Below are 19,213 nucleotides of genomic sequence, written 5' to 3'. Positions count from 1 at the left end.
TTTGCGTCTGCTGGCTCATAGATGGCTCACCCCCTGCTCACTCTGTATAGAGCATAATTCACGATAGAGTTCATTTTTTTGGTAAAGATCACTATGGCTGCCAATTCCAGTTACTTTACCATCCTCAAGAACCAAAATTTGATCCGCATGTTTTAATGATGAAAGCTTTGAAGAAATAATAATTTTAGTTGAATCCGGATATTTATTTATCAATACTTTTCTGATACGGCTTTCCGATATCGCATCCACCGCTGAAGTAGAATCATCCAATATAATTACGGATGGCTTCCGTATAAAAGCCCGAGCAATGGATATTCTTTGTCTTTGGCCACCTGATAGGTTAGTTGCCCCCTGAGTGAGTTCATATGCATAATCCGGGTCTAATTGTTCTACAAATTGAAGGGCTTCAGCATTTTGAAGAGCTTCTGTCATGTCGTCCTTTGTTGCATTTTCATTACCCTGAGTTAAATTCTGACTAATAGTTCCAGAAAATAACAACGCTTTCTGCGGTACAAATCCGACGGACTTTCGTAATTCTTGTATATCCATATCTTTGATATCTATTCCATTCAACAGGATTTGCCCTTCATCCACGTCATAAAGTCTAGGTAGTAATTTGACCAGCGTTGTCTTTCCGCTACCTGTTGCTCCAATGATTCCAAGTGTTTGTCCACTCGGTACACTAAAAGAAACATTAGAAAGAACTCTCTCCCCATTTTTGCTATAACTAAAACTCACATTTTTGAATTCCAAAGTACCTTTATCCGGTACAGGAACAAGCGGTTGGTCAGATTGTTTAATGTCTTGCTCTGTATTCAATACATCAACAATCCGCCCTGCAGATGGAAAAGCTCTAGTGATTTGCATGAGAACATTACTGCTTGTCATAAGGGAGTTCAAAATGATTGTTAAATAATTTATAAATGCTACAATTACTCCCACATTCAAGCTTCCGTTATCAACCTTAATCGCACCCATCCAAATAGCCGCAACTATTCCCATGTTAACGATAAACAATAGTATGGGCATTAACCCCATAATGACTTGGTCAGCACGGATATTGACCGCTGTTAATTCCTTATTAACAATCTGAAATTGTTTCATTTCATGGTTCTGTGTACCGAATGCTTTAATTACCCTGATTCCAGCAAGGTTTTCCTGTAATTTCGTATTGACACGATCAATTGCCTTCTGCACCATTTGAAAAAGATGACCGGCCTTCCATGTAAATAAAACGATTAATATTGTTAATACAGGTACAACTGCCAGAAGAATTGGAAAAAGTTCTCTGGCAGTAAAAAACACAATAATAATACTGCCAATAAACATAATTGGGCCACGAACAAATATACGTAAGGTCATCATGACAGCCTGCTGCACGGCTGATATATCATTCGTCATAATAGTAATCAGTTTTCCAGCACCGAATTTATCTGTATTTTCTCCAGAAAAGTAATCAATTTTTTCGAAAACATCTCTGCGAAGGTCAGTTGAAAAATGGATCGCTGAGCGCGTACTGAATATCGTACTTCCCATACCACCAAGCAGCCCTATAATTGCAGAGAACAGCATAAATATACTCATTGTTACTACATAACGACTATCACTCGAAGCAATCCCTTTATCAATAATATTTTGCATGATTGTCGGCTGAATCAGGTCCATAGTTACTTCCACAATCATACATAAGGGGCCAAGCAATACAATTAACTTGTATGACTTTAGATATTTGATTAATGCTAAAAATGAATTCATAAAAACCCTCACCTTCACTTATGCTGTCAAACAATCAATTTCATTTACTTAGGATAATAGCTAGAAATAGTTGCAGGATAGCTTATCTCGGATGTCTTAATTTTCAGACTCCATATCTAAATCTGAATCCTACCCTTTCTTTCCGACTGTTACATAGGATTCTTCCCCAGCTATCCATTTCTCAAAAATTAACCATAAATAAACACCCCAAAAGTCAGATTCGAAATCCAACATTTGGGGTGTGAAAAAGCTCAGAGGATCATAAAACGTTTGAATATGAGTCTTCTTATTTTTAAAACCTGAATGCCTTTTAACTTTCTATGTCATAGAAACCAAAAAGAATATAAGGTGCAGTAGACTCAATAGATCATTATTTCTTTTTCATTCCTTTATTAATTTTCTTTTTTCTGACCCGAATCGTTCTCATTTTTTTCAGACGAAACTTAGGTGTCTTACCTTTTATGTATCTGGCAATGATAAAGATAATATAAATAGCAATGGCAACATAGAAAAATTCAGGAACACTTTTAAACCCTGACTTTGCAATAAGATAAAACATATACAATAGGAATAAAGTTATAATGACCGTATAATAATTTAATTTTACCTTTTTGAAGCTTGGGATTTTAATGGTACTGACCATCAAGATTGCCAAACTAAAGAATATAATGACAAATACGCTGACATGAATCCAGTTTTCAAATAGTACTAAAAAGGCAACAAGTCCCCCTGCAAATGTAATTGGGATTCCTTTAAAATGCTTTAATGATTCCTCAGTAGGCGTAATATTAAATCTTGCAAGTCGATAACATCCAAAAAGCGGGAACAAACCGGCAATCAAAAGACCATATTGTTCAAAATCGTATAAATATGTATAAGATGCTAAAAAGGCAGGCGCGACCCCAAATGATACAACATCAGCCAATGAATCAAGCTGTTTTCCCATATCATCGGCTACCCTTAAAATTCTTGCCATTCTTCCATCCAGCGCATCAAGCATCAATGCAATAAAAATGAGTATAGTCGCATTTCGCACATCCCCGCTGATAATGTAAGAAATGGACAGATAACCACAATAAAGATTTCCTAAAGTCAATAAATTTGGTATATGTTTCTTCATTCTTCACATCCTCAATTTTGTTCGTACTTCATTTGAAGTTATAAGTGCTATTATATCTTAAACTATTAATTAAATTTTATCAAAAGTACCCATATAATGTAATCAAAATAATCTCATTTTAACAATAAGTTCATTTATCAATGGAATAATAGCACCAAGGAATATTATTCTTCCTACACAACTCATTATGTAAATGGGAATAGAATCTTATTCTTTATCAATTCGTTTTATAATACGGGCCGGATTACCGCCAACAACCACATTATCTGGAATACCTTTCGTTACAACAGTTCCTGAGGCAACCCCTACATTGTTTCCAATTGTCACCCCTGGATTAATAACCGCTCGGCCGCCAATCCAGACATTGTCACCAATTGTGACCGGCTTTCCATATTCATTTCCTGATTTTCATTCATCAGGGTTGAGCGGGTGTGTGGCTGTATAAATATGAACACCAGGGCAAGCATGCAATTTTGACATATTCGAACTTCGCATGTATCTAAAATAACACAATCAAAATTAGCATAAAAGTTTTCACCAACATGAATATTGTACCCATAATCACACCTAAAAGTCGGTTCAATATAGCAATTTTTTTCGGTTGAACCGAGTAACTTTTTTAATAAAGCTGTTCGTTCTGCATAATCAGTTTCCATTGTCTGATTATATAGTCTCGTAAGCTTCCTGGCACGGAGACGTTCATTGGCGAGCTCTTCATCTTGGCCTATATAATTCTCCATTAATCATTTTCTGTTTCTCAGTTGCCATACTTCACCCGCTCCCCATAGTACATCCTTTTAAATCTTTCTCAGCTTCACTGAGGAAATAGAATGATCTGAATCCTTCTTAAGAATAATGTTCGCTCTCGTTTTAGTTGGAGCTATATTTAAATCCAAGTTGATTTTGTTAATGGTGTTCCATATATTTGTTGCAATTTCGTCTGCTTCTTCATCCGTCAAATCGGCATAGCGGTGGAAATAAGACTCCGGATTGGCGAAAGCGGTTTTACGAAGCGTTTTAAAACGTTCAACATACCAATTATAAATATTATTTTCAGTGGCATCGACATAGATGGAGATGTCGAAGAAGTCTGATACATAAACACTTGGGAAATGATCATCCTGTTTAGGAGTCTGCAGAACATTAATCCCTTCCACTATTACGATATCCGGTTGTTGAATGACAGTATATTGGTTAGGCATTATATCATAATACAGATGCGAATATATAGGTGCCTTCACCTTTGGATGTCCAGCTTTAATCCTAGATAAAACCTTGATTAATTCCTTCGTATTATAACTCTCAGGAAAACCTTTTTTGTCCATTATTCCTCTTTCCTCAAGAACAGCATTAGGATAGAGGAATCCATCCGTTGTGATAATTTCTACCTGTGGAGTATTTGGCCATCGGGATAAAAGAGCCTGAATAATACGGGCTGTTGTACTTTTCCCTACAGCCACACTTCCTGCTACACCAATAACATATGGCACTTTTCTTGTGGTATTCCCAAAGAATGTGTCCGTGACCGTGTGCAGCATTTGTGATGAGTTCACATATAAATTTAATAAACGGGTTAACGGCAGATAAATAGTCGTAATTTCCTCAACAGAAAGCTTTTCATTAACACCTTGAAGTTCTTCTATTTCCGATTGAGTCAATGTCATTGGCGTATTAAATCGCAAGTTAGCCCAGTCTTTTTTTGAAAAATATCTGTATGGCGAAAAATTTGGCATGGTATCTCCCTTTTAATCTCTTTCTCAATCAACAGTATAAACTTTGCCAAACGGTTTTTCCACTGCAATAATTATTTTTCCTAAATTTCAACATTTGACCCAATTCCAAGTTAAATGGTATGATTTTCATAAATTGACGAAAACTAGAGGGAGATTTTCCTAATGACACATATACATATCATTCATGAAAATGATGACTGGACCAATCATTTAATTAATAGAATGGAAGAATTAAACCTTCCATACAAAAACTGGCATTTAGCTGAGGGCTTAGTCGATTTGACGGATACACCGCCAGATGGTATTTTTTACAACCGTATGAGTGCGTCATCCCACACACGCGGACACCGTTATGCACCTGAACTTGCTAGCGGAGTAATCAACTGGCTCGAACGTCATAATCGAAAATTATTTAACGGTTCAAAGGCTTTAGGAATGGAAATCAGCAAAATCAATCAATATACAGCTCTTCAAGCTTCAGGTATCAAAACTCCTGCCACGATTGCAGCTGTCGGTCGGAGTAATATCATTTCTGCCGCTAAAAAACTTGGAATGACACCCTTTATTACTAAACACAACAGAGCTGGAAAAGGTCTTGGTGTGCAGCTATTTCAATCTGTAGAAGCCCTAGAGGAATACGTAAACAGCCCTCTTTTTGAAGAGCCAGTAGATGGGATCACACTCATACAGCAATATATCCTCTCTCCTGATTCTTCAATAACCCGTTGTGAATTTATTGGAGGAAAATTTCTTTATGCTGTTCGTGTTGATACATCAAAAGGTTTTGAATTATGTCCTGCCGATGCCTGCCAAATAGAGGATTTATTTTGCCCAGTTGGAGAACAAGAGGATATATCTCCGCAATTTAAAATTATTAAGGATTTCAATGATCCTATTATTGCGAAATACGAAGAATTTCTTACCTCAGCAAGTATTGACATTGCCGGAATTGAGTTTATCCGTGATCAGGATGGAATGATTTACACATATGATATCAATACAAATACAAACTATAATTCCGACGCCGAAGCTGAGGCAGGCCTATATGGAATGCTTGAGCTCGCAAAATTTTTGGGAGCCGAATTAGATAAAGCAAATAGGTCTTAATCTAGCCTGTAGTTTTAATATTCTTTACCTATAATCTTAAAGAACGAAAGACCTCCAATTGTTTTTACAATTGGAGGTCTGTTAATTATATAATGAAATTTATTTTCATATAGAGCTAACTATACCATTACCAATTAGATGGTATTAAAGTTAATTTAACGTATTATTTATTGAATCATTTCTTGTATTAATTAGCAAAACGACTAACCCAAGGTCAAAAAATAATTTATGGGTTCTTTGTCTCTATAAAAAGAGAGGTAAACGCGACTTGCAGCAATGTAGTAGCTATTGGCAAGTCCCGGTTATTTTCAGCCACTAATGCACAAGTTAATGAACCGTACAACAATAACACCGCAAATACATATACGGTTAACTTTCCATTAAATAACCGATTAATTATTTTTGTAGTATTAATTATTGATACGATTATCAACAAAAAAATACTTATTCCAATATACTTTAATACACTAAACTCTGTTAATACGTTTTCTGCAGACCACTGGATAGCATAATAGATACCTGATGCGAATAAATAAGTTTTTACTCCGTCAAAAATGATTGTTTTAACATTGACCTTAATTGCGTCATTTGGACTATGAACTTCCTTAATAATATATAGAGGAAACAACACTATTAAATATATTCCCACAGAAACCCAGTTTACTCCATAATTTAATAGGAGGGATAAAAATTCCGGGATTTCTCCAACGTCTGCTTCAGTTAACCAAGGTTTAATTAACCCCTCTGTGTAAAACAACAAGAAACAAACACATCCAAACAATAATATCGCTATGGTTAATATCCGCTTTTTATTTAAATATATATATTGTACAATCTTTGCCTGAAGTGTCCTTATATTATCAAACTTGATTAGTTGATTTAACCATGATGGATTTATATAGAAATACAAGCTTGTAAAGATCATCCATGCAAATAATATCCCAAAATAGATTAATACATTAGCTATATTAAAATCAGTTGGAAGAACTTCTTGTAAATAATACAAAGATACTAAACACAATAAAATATAAGAACCTGAAGTTATCCCAATCATTATAATTGGTCTATAAGTAATCTCTCTCTCTATTTTTCTTATTCTTCCTTTAGCCGTTTCATCACTTACTTTGTTGTAATGAACCAGTGCTTTTTTATAATTCTTAGTAGTGCCTTTCCCTTTATATTAACAGTCACCTAAATCTAAATGAGCTTGATTGTAAAAATTATTCGAAGCATGCAAATTATTGACAAATTCCTTTAAATGACTAAAACCAACTTGTTCATTTTTTACGCAACCCTCTCCACTGAAACACATCTGACTTATCCGATACAACGAATTTTTATTATTTCCTTTTTTAGAATTGTTTTTATTTATCGCCTCTTCATGTAATTTTATTGCCCTATTCAGATCCCTAGGAAGGCTATCTGTACCTGTATAATATAATTCAGCTAATTCATACAGTGCATAACTGTGATCAATAATATTAGATTCTTTAAAATGCTCAAAAGCTTTATCAAACTCTTTATTTTTTAATGCCTCACGACCACAATGATACTCATAATCTTTTATAGAAAGAACTTTTTGCAATGTTTGTTGAGTATCTTCCTCTCCAAAATCCTTATGCCCGACATTGGCGATATAATAATCCGTAACAGGAGAAATACCTTTAATGCCAAAATACTTGTGGTTTTTTAATAAAAACAAGATGAATTTTTTTTCATCGATACCTTCTTCTTTTACTTTCTCCAATAAAATATCTTTGAAATAAATGGTAGTAATATCCTTATCTTTTATATTCAGTAATAATTGGATAAACATTGAATATTTTAGAAAATGTTTATATTCCTCATAGTGATCTTTGAAATCATTTGTTAAGAACACTTCTTTTTCAAACTTTTTCAGGATATCCTTCTTATTAATATATTTTTTATAACTACTATCATTTGGGTGCTCATCATATATTTTTTGTAAATCATCTTGTTTTTGCTTGATTTTATTTTTGACTGTTTCATAGTTTGCTTTTTCATCAAATCCAAAAGCAGTAAATAAATTCACTTCTCCTAACTGTTTCAATTCATTTTCATAAATGGCTAGCTTATTAAGTAGATTCATTGATATGGCTTCATCTGGTCTTTCTTTAGCTTTAAATATCTCTTTGACTATTTTTTCAATTTCCGATTCATCTAGATATTGATGGTATTGTTTCTTTAAAGCTTCAAGATCCATATCCTCTTCATTAGATTCGATTAATCTAGTTTTTAGTTCCGATTGCTTCTCCTCTTTAATTTTCAAGTAATACCGTTGTCGTTCTGTCGGATTTTTTAAAATATCAAATTCATGTGCTTTCAATCTCTTTAAATTTTCAGACGCTTCATCGCTTTTCTTACCTAAATGTTTTAGCTTTAATTGCTTCCATCTGTTTTCCGTTTCTAAAAAAGCTTTATTTATTTGCTCTTCATACTCAGAAGTAGGATTTAATATCAGCGACTCATCCACTTTAAGTTTAAACAAATCAAAATAATTATCATTCGTCATATCAATCACCACATTCCAAGGTTGTATGATTTTCTTCTTAATTGAATGATTGGTGTTTATTACGTTCTATAGCTCGTTTTGTTTCCTCAGTGGATAAAGAGTTCGAAACATCAAAAGTACCATTATACATACTATTTGTTTCTTTATGAAAGGCACTAACTTCCAATAAACCAGCACTATTCATGCGAAGTGTGATCTCAATAGGTGTTCCCTTCGGCATGCTATTTGGAAACTCAAGTATTCCTGATCCAATTTTATTACCTTCTTCAAGTTCAGCCTTTGCACTCATAGTAAATGATTCATATACGTCAATATCCACTCCAACTTGCCCTTCATCCATCGTATAAAACATCAGGGTTTGTTTTTGTGGAAGTTCATCATTTCTTTTTATAAAATTAAAGATTACTAGTTTATCTCTGGAAGAGCTTTCATAGGCTGCTGTTCCGTATGTTCTTGGAGAAACATTTGTAAAAATCATGCCACGCGATTCTTGCTTTTGAACCATATGTCTTGGCAGTACATCTTCATACTGTTTGATTATGCTTTCATTTCCCTCCTGAATCGCTTCTTTCACAAAATCATAATCTTGCTCGCCAACTGATTTTTTTACCAATTGCCAGTCTTCTTCACTGAATTCCACATAATCATTGCTTGCACAAATGGCCGCTCCCTTTGCAACAGCCTCATCCAAGTCTGCTTCTTTTGCTTTAATACCATATTTACTCTGAATTAATTTTGATACTTGAGGCATTTTGGAAGAACCCCCGACTAATAATATGTCGGTAAGTTCTTCATGAAGATATTTATTTATTTCTTCATTCGTTATAGCTTCAATATCTTTTCCATATTTTTTCGCTGCAGCAATTTTCAAACATTTATCTGTATAACTAATACTTCTTTCTAATAGATCCTTCGTTTTTTCATCAAATTCGTTGCGTGTCATCGTAAAGTTTATTCGTCCTGAATCACCAATAATCATAATTGGTGCTGATTCTCTGTTGCTCAGAGTTATTTTAGTTTGTTCCGCCTTTAAAAATAACTCCTGTAAGATATCCAGGTTTTCTCTAGGGTCTTCACCCTTTTCTTCTATATATTTTTCAGCAAAATATTGAACAAGTGCATCATCCCAATCTTTCCCGCCTAATGTATGACTACCATCTGTACAAATAACTCGCGGAATACCATCGTGGACTTCAATAATCGTAACGTCAAATGTACCTCCGCCTAAATCATAAACCATAACGGTTTGTTCTTTACCCTTATTAACATGAGCATAATTTAATGCTGCAGCTGTAGGCTCTGGGATAATATTTATTACATTTAAACCTGCAATCTTGCCTGCAGCCTTAGTTGCCTCTCTTTCAGCCATACCAAAATAGGCAGGACAGGTAATCACCACATCCTTAATATCTGGATTTCCATCACTTAATTTCCCTATTTTCCTTAGCTCAGCATTAGCATCCTTGACTATTTTCGTAAGAATCTTTGCCGAAATCTCTTGTGGAGACATACTTATTCCATGAATTGTTCTCATAATTGGCGCCTTTGTTTCATCGTCTATTTTCCCCATATCACGCTTAATAAAGGCTACCGTATTATCCGGTTCAGATACCAAGCTTTGTTTTGCTACTTCTCCTACTACAATATTTTCCTGTGATTCAAAATAAACAACAGATGGTGTTGTAGCATTGCCTTCTGCATTTTTTAATACAATTGGATTTTGGTTTTCATCGATATACGCCACACATGAAAAAGTTGTTCCCAAGTCAATTCCTAGTCCTTTGACCATTTGCCCTCTCTCCTTCACATTAGCTTGTTTTCGATTTTATAAGTCTATTTCTCTTAATAAGAGCATTTATTCTATATTAATATAATTTCTCTAAATTCTTATAATTAAACGTTAATTCAAGTTATTTAACGATTTTTTATACCTGATTGGTTGGTCAGATTAAAGTTTGTAATTATATAAAAGAGAAAAAGTGAATTAACAGCTACGGTATCAAATATCGTATATTAATTTTTATAACGAATAAAAACACAAAGGCTTTACTGCCATTGTGCTCTTAGAATAATGGTTCAAACTTATGTATATGTTGTAATCAAGCACTTGAATTTGTTTATCCATCAAGCAACACTTATAATAAACCTGATTCTATACAAATAAAGGAGTTTCTATCGTGATTGAATTTTACAGCTGGCCCTTATTAAAAAATTATTTAATAACAGAATACGATTTTCAGGAGCACGGACTTGAAGAAGCATTCAGCACATTCGAAAGAAAGGTAATTTTAAAGCATGGATTAACAACTAGTGCTCAGCCTGCCACTTTTCCTTTTAATTGGTTAACAGAAGATGGAGTGGATGTGACACTTAACTTTGCCTTTATCTTTGATGAAGAAGAAGAAGAAAAAAAGTATGCGATTGTTATGTATTGATACATATACGTGAGGATTACGCCCAGATGATTATTTAAAATACTCTGGATATAATCCTTTATTAATTACACAATATTGGTACTTAACATTCTTCTTTCCGGATACTCACCAGTTTAACAAATTCCATTAATACCAGTAGAATTATTCTCATCAATCGTTTTCAACCTTTTTAGCCACTTCACCATGCATCCATTCTCAAAAAAGCTTAGCAGAGCCCCCTCACTGAATCGCTCCGCTCGAGTGGCACCCATAATGAGTGCAAGGATACATTGGGCATCGAGAGAATCCTCATCCGCATTACGCATTGCTTCCTGATTCCATTTAAGACCATTCCTCTCCAAAATATCACTGTAACTGGTCAAATTGTATTCCGGATGGGATTCGGAAAAGTGATAGAATTCCTTAACAAATAAATTTATAAGCTTTTTATACATGACATATGGCATTTGGATGGATTGCCCTAGTGTTTCATTATACTCTCGATCTATAAACCATTCACCAAAGGAATCCGTATCACAAATTTTAGGTATATATTTTGTTAGTACTGTGAACTTACCAGAGTGATGTTCGTTCTTATAAAGACACCAGTCATCGTAAATAGACTGCAGTTCATCATCCAAATAGGTTAATACCTTTTCCTTCAGGGTTTCAGGTACTCCGTAATACGCTTCCGCTATAGCGCCGGTAATGGCTGCCAGAGTATCACTATCTCCACCAATCGAAATGGCATTACGAATTGCATCTTCAAAGGACGTTGATTCTAAAAAAGCAACAATCGCTTGCGGAACGGTCTCTTGGCATATCTCATTAAACACGTATGTGTCTCGGATTTGATCAATTGAGAAATCTAAATGATAGTAATAACCATTAATCCTATTTTTAATTTCACTTTTGGTAAATCCACGTCTCGCCATAAATATGGCTAGAGCGGTAGCCTCAGCACCCTTTATTCCCTCTTCATGATTATGGGTTGTTCTGGTAACAATCTTAGATAAATCCTTTGCTTCATTCTCGGTTCTGGCTAAAAAACCTACAGGACTTATTCGCATCGCTGCCCCGTTTCCAAAACTGTTATAAGGTTCGGGATTATCACTGAAGACCCATTTCGCAAACATCCCACCAAACCCACAATTCGGATATTTACGCCCCAATTCTTGCATAAATGTAATCGACATACTCTCAAGCAGTGTCTCGTACTCACCGTCATAATCCCTTGCAGTGATAGAAGAGTGAATAGACCCTTCTGTCTCCATAAAAGCTTTAGCAATCGCAAGAGTCATAATGCTGTCGTCCGTTACTCGGCACTCTTCGGTAAACAACTCAAATTCCTTGCTACGATGATTATTAAATTCAAAACGAGATCCAACAACATCACCTATAATCGCACCAATCATAAATAATCCCTCTCTCTCATTACTCAACTCACTATTTCAAGGCTTAAAAAACGAAAGGAAATTTAGTCAGACAACTGTAACAACCTTTAAGTCATTAGCATTACCTTGGTAATAAAAAATCAAATTTCTAATGTTCCAGCTTCTCTTACTGAGGTTTCATTGTTCACGAAAACAAATATAGTTTGCAAAAGAGCTATTCAAATTTTTAAATATATCTACACTTCAGTAACCACTCACAGTATAAAATTAATTATATATACGTCTCCACCAATATTTTAATATAACATCAAGTGGTTCATATACCTATAAATCAAAAATCAGATTTTTAATTTTACTTTTTCACACGGCATATAAAAAACCCTAATCTCCGCTCAGAGATTAGGGTACTTTCATTCGAATTAAAACTGTTTCAATCTGTGTCATTCACTCAACCTAGAGTATACTATATGTGTGTACACATGATCCTGTTGGTTTTAATGACATATGCTCGCTATTTTTTATTCGTCTTCAACTAATCTTTAGACTAGCGTCTAAGTACGCATTATAGCGCCATTAGGCTTTGGTATATCTTGTTCCATGATCTGATTCATTTTACAAAAATGATTAAAGAATTGCTGTGCAAGTTCTCGTTCATTCGGGTCACTTTTCAACGAAATGATAGCAAGTAAAATTTGAGCCATCCATAAATTATCGAAATAACGGTATTTACCTGTATTCCATGTCATTTTTTCTGGATTTTTCTCATTTACATAATATTCCCAGAAAGCCAACTGATCTGATTCCTCTTCTGTAAGTTGGATTCTGTATTTTGAATGAGCAGGAATAATTCCATCTTCACACATCTTTCCGACAAAATTTTCATGCACCATATAGACACCTAAGATACGTCTGTCTTTTTCAGACATATTGGAATCGACTGCAGTTAACAGGACAGCGCTATTTTGATGTAAACGGACTGGCTTGTTCGGATTTCCTTTGTTTTTACCGCTTTTTATTACACCCGAAAAAACCTTCCACTCTGAAAGAGAACTATTCTGTTCTTCTGTGTCACACCAAAAAACCATTTGTGATTCAGGATGTAGCTTATGATGCTTCATAAGTTTTTCGTGTTCTACGCGAAGTTCCTGTTTTTTTCGTTGTAGTTTTTTTTCTTCTTCCTTTTTCCATTCTTCCTCTTTTAGTTCGTCTTCCTTTTTTTGTATAATTTCTTCGAGTGACTTAGCATCACTTTTATCATGTAGTTTTAGATGCTCTCCAAAAACATCAGGGTAAACAAACATTTTATTTTCCGATTCAAAATTTATTTCAATTTTAGACTCATTATGCCCAACTATACTACCCGTTCCAAAACGTTTGTGTGTAACTTTCTTATTGATTAGATTCATTATTAAAGTCCTCCTTGTATATAAAAACTCGTTTACTAATAAAGTGAAACTTTGCTTGGTGAAGGTTTTCTTTCATCCCCTCCCGAGCATTCGTTGAACCAATCGGGTTCTTACCGACGCTTATCTCCGCCTTAACCGTGATTGCTTCTGCTTACGTTTGAAGGCGGAGTCTTAGCACCAGTTTGAACGGGATAAATAGTTTATTGAAAATTTTATTCAACTAACTTACTTTAAAGCTTAAAAAACATCTGAATTTTCCTTCGTTTTATAAAAGTATATAAAAAAAAACGTATGCAAATTCTATCTGTAAAGAAAAGTCCAGCGGAATTTGAAATACGATAAAAAACAACTGTAAAACTATTATACCATTTTTTTGATATTTTTACAAATTAATTATTGACAAAACATTTTGTGTTGATGTAAAATGAAATTTTATTCCACGCACTTACGTATAATAACCATAAATTTAAGGTGTATAAAAAGGCGCAAAACTCTAAGGAAATCCGCTTAAATCACCGCTGATTACCGGTGATAAACAGGGGTGAATATAATATACAATAAGTTGATTCCTTTCCTGGAAAATTAACCGATGAATGAATCCGTGCCACGAACCATATATGCGGAACATTACATAAAAAGACCCTGATTTTCACAAAGATTATATGAACGAAATTAGGGTTTTGATTAAAATCTAGATGTTATAACTTCTCAATGGATTAAATGATATTGAGACTCATTAATCAAAGATTATTTACTAAAACAATTGTGACAAACCATTAATGAGTGAATAACCTCCCATTATCGCCATACCAATAACGATAACTACACCAAAAACAGTAAGCCATAAAGGCTGTTTATAGTCTCCTACTATTTTCTTCTTATAGGCTGCTATTAGCATAACACCAAGAGCCACAGGAAGAATCAAACCATTTAATGCCCCCACCAGCACGAGAATCTGTACAGGCTGGCCAATTGTCGCGAACACTGCCGTTGAAATAACGATAAAAGCAATGACAAACCATTTTTGATAACGATCAACAAAACTACTAAAGGTTTTGATAAAGGAAACCGATGTATATGCTGCACCTATAACTGAAGTAATGGCAGCAGCCCACATTATGACCCCAAACATTTTATATCCTACATTCCCTGCAGCTTGCTTAAAGACAGAGGCTGCCGGATTACCGGCATCCAAAACAAAGCCCTGTGAAACCACTCCCAATACTGCTAAAAACAAAAATATTCGCATGATGGATGCAATGCCAATGGCACTAACCGCACTCTTAGTAACTTGAGGTAAATTTTGTTTTCCAGTCAACCCGGCATCAATTAATCTGTGCCCACCCGCAAAAGTTATATAACCACCGACTGTTCCTCCAACCAATGTGACAATCGCCAGCAGATTAATCTCATCAGGCCACACTGTATGTACAAGAGCTTTGGCATAGGGAGGATTAGCTGTGAACATTACATAAACAGTAAGAAAAATCATAATAAAGCCCATAATTTGTACAAACCGATCCATTACTTTACCAGCCTCACGAACTAAGAATATTCCTACCGCAACTAATCCACTTAAAAGCGCACCCCATTTTGCATCGACCCCAGTGATTACATTGATACCGAGTCCTGCCCCCGCAATATTCCCAATATTAAATGCTAATCCCCCTAATACAATTAAAGTAGCTAAAAAATAACCTAATCCCGGTAGTAATTCATTCGCTATATCCTGCGCCCTCTTTTCTGATACAGCTATAATTCTCCAAATATTCACCTGTGCCCCAATATCTATAATAATGGATATCAAAATAACAAAGCCCATACTCGCCAATAGCTGTTCAGTAAATACAGACGTTTGTGTTAAAAATCCTGGGCCGATCGCTGATGTGGCCATTAAAAAGGCAGCCCCTACTAAAATACTCAAATGCGATTCTTTCTTTTTCATACGACTCCCCCATCCAGCTTTGGCTCATTAGTTAGAATAACAACCAGCTGTATTCAAATGTCTTCCAAAGAGATTTTTTATATCAATTCATTTATGAAACGATCTATTTTTTGAATTTCGATATCTTCTCTTTTTAATGTTTCTGAGATTTGCTTTGCAAATTCCAACGCGTTTTCTCCATCTCCATGAATACAGACTGTATCTGCTTTTATCGTTATCACCTCATCCTGAACGGAAGTAACCCTCTGCTCTTTCACCATACGAACAACTTGATGAATGGCTTTTGTTGGATCTTTAATCAATGCATTGGCTTCCGTTCTGGAGGTTAATGTTCCATCCGCCTGATAAGTGCGGTCTGAAAAAACCTCACTGGCAGCACGTAAACCAATACGTTTGGCCGCCTTCACCAATTCTCCACCGGATAATCCAAATAAAATCAATTCAGGATCGACATCATATACCGCTTCCGAAATGGCTTCGGACAGAGCAACATCCTTTGCCGCCATATTAAATAAAGCTCCGTGCGGTTTTACGTGCTGTAGCTTGCCTCCCTCTGCCTTTGTAAACGCATATAATGCACCGATTTGATAGATTACCAGATCATAGGCTTCCTCAGGACTAACCCTCATTTCCCTGCGCCCAAAACCTATTAAATCCTGAAAACCCGGATGTGCTCCTATTCCAACTCCCTTCGAAAGCGCTAACCGTACTGTTTTCTTCATTGTCGATGGATCGCCTGCATGAAAACCACAGGCTATATTAGCTGAAGATACATAATTTAGTATCTCTTCATCTCGCCCCAATCGATACTGCCCAAAGCTTTCTCCCATATCGCAATTAATGTCAATCTTATACATATTGTTTCCCCTTATTAAATTTCATCCCAATTCCCCTTTTTAAAATTTTCAGTTGTTTTTCTTGATTAATATAAAGCTGCTGCGCCTCATCCAATGTGACGAATTCAAATTGCAAAGAATCACCTGGTTTTGCCTGGGCAACAACTGGCAAATCAACCGAAATAACTTCTGCTATTTTTGGATAGCCGCCGATCGTCTGACTATCAGCCATCAATATAATTGGTTTCCCATTTGCAGGAACCTGTATCGTCCCAAAAGTGACGGCTTCTGAAATAATCTCTTTCTGCTTAAAAAGTTCAAGCGAGACTCCATCAAGACGATAACCCATTCTATCTGATTGAGGAGAAATTTTATAAGATTGCTTAGAAAAGGCATCTATACTCCTTTTTGTAAATTCTTCAAAATGCCTGCCCTTTAAAACCCTTACCTTTTTACGGCCTTCTGGCTCTATATGCAACAAGTCCGAAGCAAACCACTTCGTGCTAATTACATCCCTCTCAAGTTTTAAAGGACCAGCCCCTAAGTGATCGCCCTTTTGCAAAGGTCTCCCTTTGAATCCCCCTATTTGTGCACGTAAATAAGTGGAATAGCTCCCCATCACTTTTGGAATCTTTATGCCCCCGCGTATTGCTAAATAGGCACGGCATCCTGTCTTAGGCTGGCCGAATGTCAGAACATCCCCTTTTTGAATGTGAATAGGACTTGCCATTTGCATTGGCCTGCCATTTAAAGAAGGGGATAAGTTTCCTCCGCACAAAGAAACTATCGTATTCTCTAAAAATCGTATAGTTGGACCATAGAGGGTCATTTCAATCGTCGGTTCATTTTCATGATTCTGGACCAACAGATTTGCCATTCTATGAGATAACGGATCCATTGCTCCGCCTGTGATAATCCCATATTTTTTAAATCCATACCTTCCTAAATCCTGAATGGAGGTTAACAAACCCGATTTTTCAATTATTAACATTGCCGTTCCCCCTCCAGACTGACATACTCTTCAGGGCTAATTGGTTTAAATTGAACCCGGTCCCCAGCTTGCAATAAAGTGGGTGACGAATCAGTTGGATTAAATAATTTCAGAGGAGTTCTCCCAATCAACTGCCAACCTCCTGGTGTTTCAATTGGATAAATTCCTGTTTGTTCACCAGCAATTCCTACCGTTCCCGGGGGTATATTTTGTCTTGGCGATTTTCTTCTTGGTGCTGAAATTTCCTTAGACATTCCTCCAATATAGGGGAATCCAGGTGCAAAACCAAGCATGTATATAAGATAATCACCACTTGAATGAATCTCAATAACTTCCTGTTCAGTTAAATAATTATATTTAGCCACATATACTAGATCCGGACCGTATTCTCCGCCATAGCAAATTGGAATTTCCACTCTTCTTTGTTCGTTTTTAATTGATGGTTGAAGACGGTCTAGCAATCTTTTTAATTCACTAGTGATTACTTCATATGGTAGCCGACTTTCCTGAAATGCTCGATAAACATATTCAGGAGAATAAAATAAGGTAAGTGTTGTATACGCGGGAACCACCTCAATCAGCCACTCAGGTTGCTCACTTTCCAATATGTTGCTTATCTTTCGGACAGAGTTATAGGTCTCTTCATCTATCTCTTTGCCAAATTCAATTAAAATTGCTCGGTCTCCAAGTGGATGTAACGAATAATTCAACTACCATCCCTCACCTTCCATCCCATTCAAGAGAAATATGTAATGTTTTGTAGGAATAATAAAAATCTCCAGATATTCCATTATTATACTTTAAGTGTTTGAATTATTAAAATATTTAAATTATCACCATTTATAATTTACTCCATTCGTTATCGTTGTAATTATCCTTACTTCAATTCAATTCTTCTGTTGATAAACTAAACCAAGATAATATCGAACAAGATAGTATGGCAATGATCATTCTTAACAGCAAGAAAGCGAAGTCCTAAATGAAAAAGTAAAAAAGACAGAGAAATAATCTCCCTGTCTTCAATCTTAATATTCATACGTTAATGGCATCATAAACCTTTATTTGATTAGCCCGACCAAAACTAACCTCATAAAAGCTCAACATAAGCTTTTGATTTTAAAGGATTTACACATTACTTGAAGAGTAATTCAATTTAAAGATGGAAAGTTCCTTCTCAATCTCGCTATCTATTAACACTTCATTTACTGTATCCTCTTTTGGATTAAGTTCTTTATAGGACTCTTTATCGATAATTTCCCTTTTAATCCGTTCAATATGCTTCTTGCAGTTCCCTCTGTCTAACTTTTCAGAAATCACCAATTCCTGTAATGCTATTTTCTGTTTGATAATAAAAGCTTCTCGATTGCTTTTATCATTATCTAAAACACAAAGGGCTTTATTTAGCCTATATTGATATTCTTGGATTCTTTGATTATGCATATCTATTATTTCATTCAGACATTGTAATTTCTGCTGTTCCTTAACTTTTTCTCGAATCATTTCCCTGGCAGCTGTATCTTTCTTATGATCCACATACTGTGTGACTAACTTATTTATACTTTCAATTCGAATAAGCTTGTTCGATTGTTTCATATCCAAGTAATGACCGATTTCTATATGCTTTGCTAATGCTAACTTTAAAATTTGAATGTTCTCCTCTAAAATTTTTATAGCATCATCTAATATTTGGCGGTAATCGTTCAATTCTTCAATAAATAACTCTTTATCTGTTTTGAAAAATCGGGTTATCTTTTTTAATAAGTTTTTCATGCTACCTCACCCTTAGTTGTATAATTTATATAATTAGTTATCCGATACCCTTTTTCGTCGGTCAAAAGAAATGATTGCCGTATAATAATCATATTATGTAAATAAACTTTTATTTCATGCAGTATACTTGTATTATAATTACAAAACCTACTAATCAAATTAGTTTCATTATTACACTCATAGTATAAATATACACTTATTTCAGTTTA

15 protein-coding genes and 1 pseudogene are annotated in these 19,213 nt (G+C 35.2%); 2 read left to right on the top strand and 14 right to left on the bottom strand.

Annotated elements, in window-relative coordinates; all coding sequences use genetic code 11:
• Positions 1 to 15 precede the first annotated feature (15 nt).
• From AC4BHA_RS06520 to coaA, 4 genes and pseudogenes are all read right to left on the bottom strand, one after another.
• Positions 16 to 1,755 carry an ABC transporter ATP-binding protein gene (locus AC4BHA_RS06520; RefSeq protein ID WP_140461333.1) on the bottom strand — a complete coding sequence of 580 codons (1,740 nt, stop codon included), beginning with the start codon at positions 1,753 to 1,755 and terminating at the stop codon, positions 16 to 18.
• 370 nt (positions 1,756 to 2,125) lie between these two features.
• Positions 2,126 to 2,875 carry a CDP-diacylglycerol--serine O-phosphatidyltransferase gene (pssA, locus tag AC4BHA_RS06515; protein WP_490558318.1) on the bottom strand — a complete coding sequence of 250 codons (750 nt, stop codon included), beginning with the start codon at positions 2,873 to 2,875 and terminating at the stop codon, positions 2,126 to 2,128.
• Between the two features lie 207 nt (positions 2,876 to 3,082).
• Positions 3,083 to 3,643, bottom strand: a pseudogene (locus AC4BHA_RS06510) (maltose acetyltransferase domain-containing protein).
• Positions 3,644 to 3,672: 29 nt separating this feature from the next.
• Positions 3,673 to 4,608, bottom strand: coding sequence for a type I pantothenate kinase (coaA, locus tag AC4BHA_RS06505; protein ID WP_066099908.1), 936 nt, complete (start codon positions 4,606 to 4,608; stop codon positions 3,673 to 3,675).
• Positions 4,609 to 4,770: 162 nt separating this feature from the next.
• On the opposite strand from coaA, the gene AC4BHA_RS06500 reads away from it, so the two are divergent.
• The gene (locus AC4BHA_RS06500; protein WP_490558317.1) at positions 4,771 to 5,715 is read left to right on the top strand and encodes an ATP-grasp domain-containing protein; all 945 of its coding nucleotides are present in this window, start codon (positions 4,771 to 4,773) and stop codon (positions 5,713 to 5,715) included.
• Positions 5,716 to 5,941: 226 nt separating this feature from the next.
• Here AC4BHA_RS06500 and AC4BHA_RS06495 read toward each other — a convergent pair whose 3' ends face one another.
• From AC4BHA_RS06495 to AC4BHA_RS06485, 3 genes are all read right to left on the bottom strand, one after another.
• Positions 5,942 to 6,721 (bottom strand): hypothetical protein, encoded by a 780-nt coding sequence (locus tag AC4BHA_RS06495; RefSeq protein ID WP_490558316.1) that lies wholly within the window; start codon positions 6,719 to 6,721, stop codon positions 5,942 to 5,944.
• 174 nt (positions 6,722 to 6,895) lie between these two features.
• Positions 6,896 to 8,248: an SEL1-like repeat protein gene (locus AC4BHA_RS06490; RefSeq protein WP_490558315.1), complete on the bottom strand. Its 1,353-nt coding sequence runs from the start codon at positions 8,246 to 8,248 to the stop codon at positions 6,896 to 6,898.
• 37 nt (positions 8,249 to 8,285) lie between these two features.
• Positions 8,286 to 10,037 carry an Hsp70 family protein gene (locus tag AC4BHA_RS06485; protein WP_490558314.1) on the bottom strand — a complete coding sequence of 584 codons (1,752 nt, stop codon included), beginning with the start codon at positions 10,035 to 10,037 and terminating at the stop codon, positions 8,286 to 8,288.
• A gap of 388 nt (positions 10,038 to 10,425) precedes the next feature.
• Between AC4BHA_RS06485 and AC4BHA_RS06480 the strand changes: the two genes are divergently transcribed.
• Positions 10,426 to 10,683 (top strand): hypothetical protein, encoded by a 258-nt coding sequence (locus AC4BHA_RS06480; RefSeq protein ID WP_139891156.1) that lies wholly within the window; start codon positions 10,426 to 10,428, stop codon positions 10,681 to 10,683.
• A gap of 113 nt (positions 10,684 to 10,796) precedes the next feature.
• Here AC4BHA_RS06480 and AC4BHA_RS06475 read toward each other — a convergent pair whose 3' ends face one another.
• The 7 genes from AC4BHA_RS06475 to AC4BHA_RS06445 form a co-directional block, all read right to left on the bottom strand.
• Positions 10,797 to 12,077 carry an ADP-ribosylglycohydrolase family protein gene (locus tag AC4BHA_RS06475; RefSeq protein ID WP_066099922.1) on the bottom strand — a complete coding sequence of 427 codons (1,281 nt, stop codon included), beginning with the start codon at positions 12,075 to 12,077 and terminating at the stop codon, positions 10,797 to 10,799.
• A gap of 530 nt (positions 12,078 to 12,607) precedes the next feature.
• Entirely contained in the window at positions 12,608 to 13,462 is an 855-nt protein-coding gene (locus AC4BHA_RS06470; protein ID WP_066099925.1) for a malate synthase, read from the bottom strand.
• 754 nt (positions 13,463 to 14,216) lie between these two features.
• A complete protein-coding gene (locus AC4BHA_RS06465) occupies positions 14,217 to 15,407 on the bottom strand; it encodes an NRAMP family divalent metal transporter (RefSeq protein WP_066099928.1) in 1,191 nt (396 codons plus the stop codon).
• Positions 15,408 to 15,484: 77 nt separating this feature from the next.
• The gene (locus AC4BHA_RS06460; protein WP_066099931.1) at positions 15,485 to 16,264 is read right to left on the bottom strand and encodes a LamB/YcsF family protein; all 780 of its coding nucleotides are present in this window, start codon (positions 16,262 to 16,264) and stop codon (positions 15,485 to 15,487) included.
• The gene (locus tag AC4BHA_RS06455; protein ID WP_066099934.1) at positions 16,257 to 17,234 is read right to left on the bottom strand and encodes a 5-oxoprolinase subunit C family protein; all 978 of its coding nucleotides are present in this window, start codon (positions 17,232 to 17,234) and stop codon (positions 16,257 to 16,259) included. The genes AC4BHA_RS06460 and AC4BHA_RS06455 overlap by 8 nt, the downstream gene beginning before the upstream one ends.
• Positions 17,228 to 17,944, bottom strand: coding sequence for a 5-oxoprolinase subunit PxpB (gene pxpB, locus AC4BHA_RS06450; protein WP_140461327.1), 717 nt, complete (start codon positions 17,942 to 17,944; stop codon positions 17,228 to 17,230). Before pxpB ends, AC4BHA_RS06455 begins: the two co-directional genes overlap by 7 nt.
• A 415-nt stretch (positions 17,945 to 18,359) precedes the next feature.
• On the bottom strand, positions 18,360 to 19,004 hold the full coding sequence (locus AC4BHA_RS06445; RefSeq protein ID WP_140461326.1) for a hypothetical protein: 645 nt from the start codon (positions 19,002 to 19,004) through the stop codon (positions 18,360 to 18,362).
• Between the last annotated feature and the right edge of the window lie 209 nt (positions 19,005 to 19,213).

The sequence above is a fragment of the Pradoshia sp. Z3_51 genome, assembly GCF_058215915.1.
The sequence above is the reverse complement of the archived record's forward strand: the minus strand, read 5'-3'. Positions and strand labels throughout refer to the sequence as shown.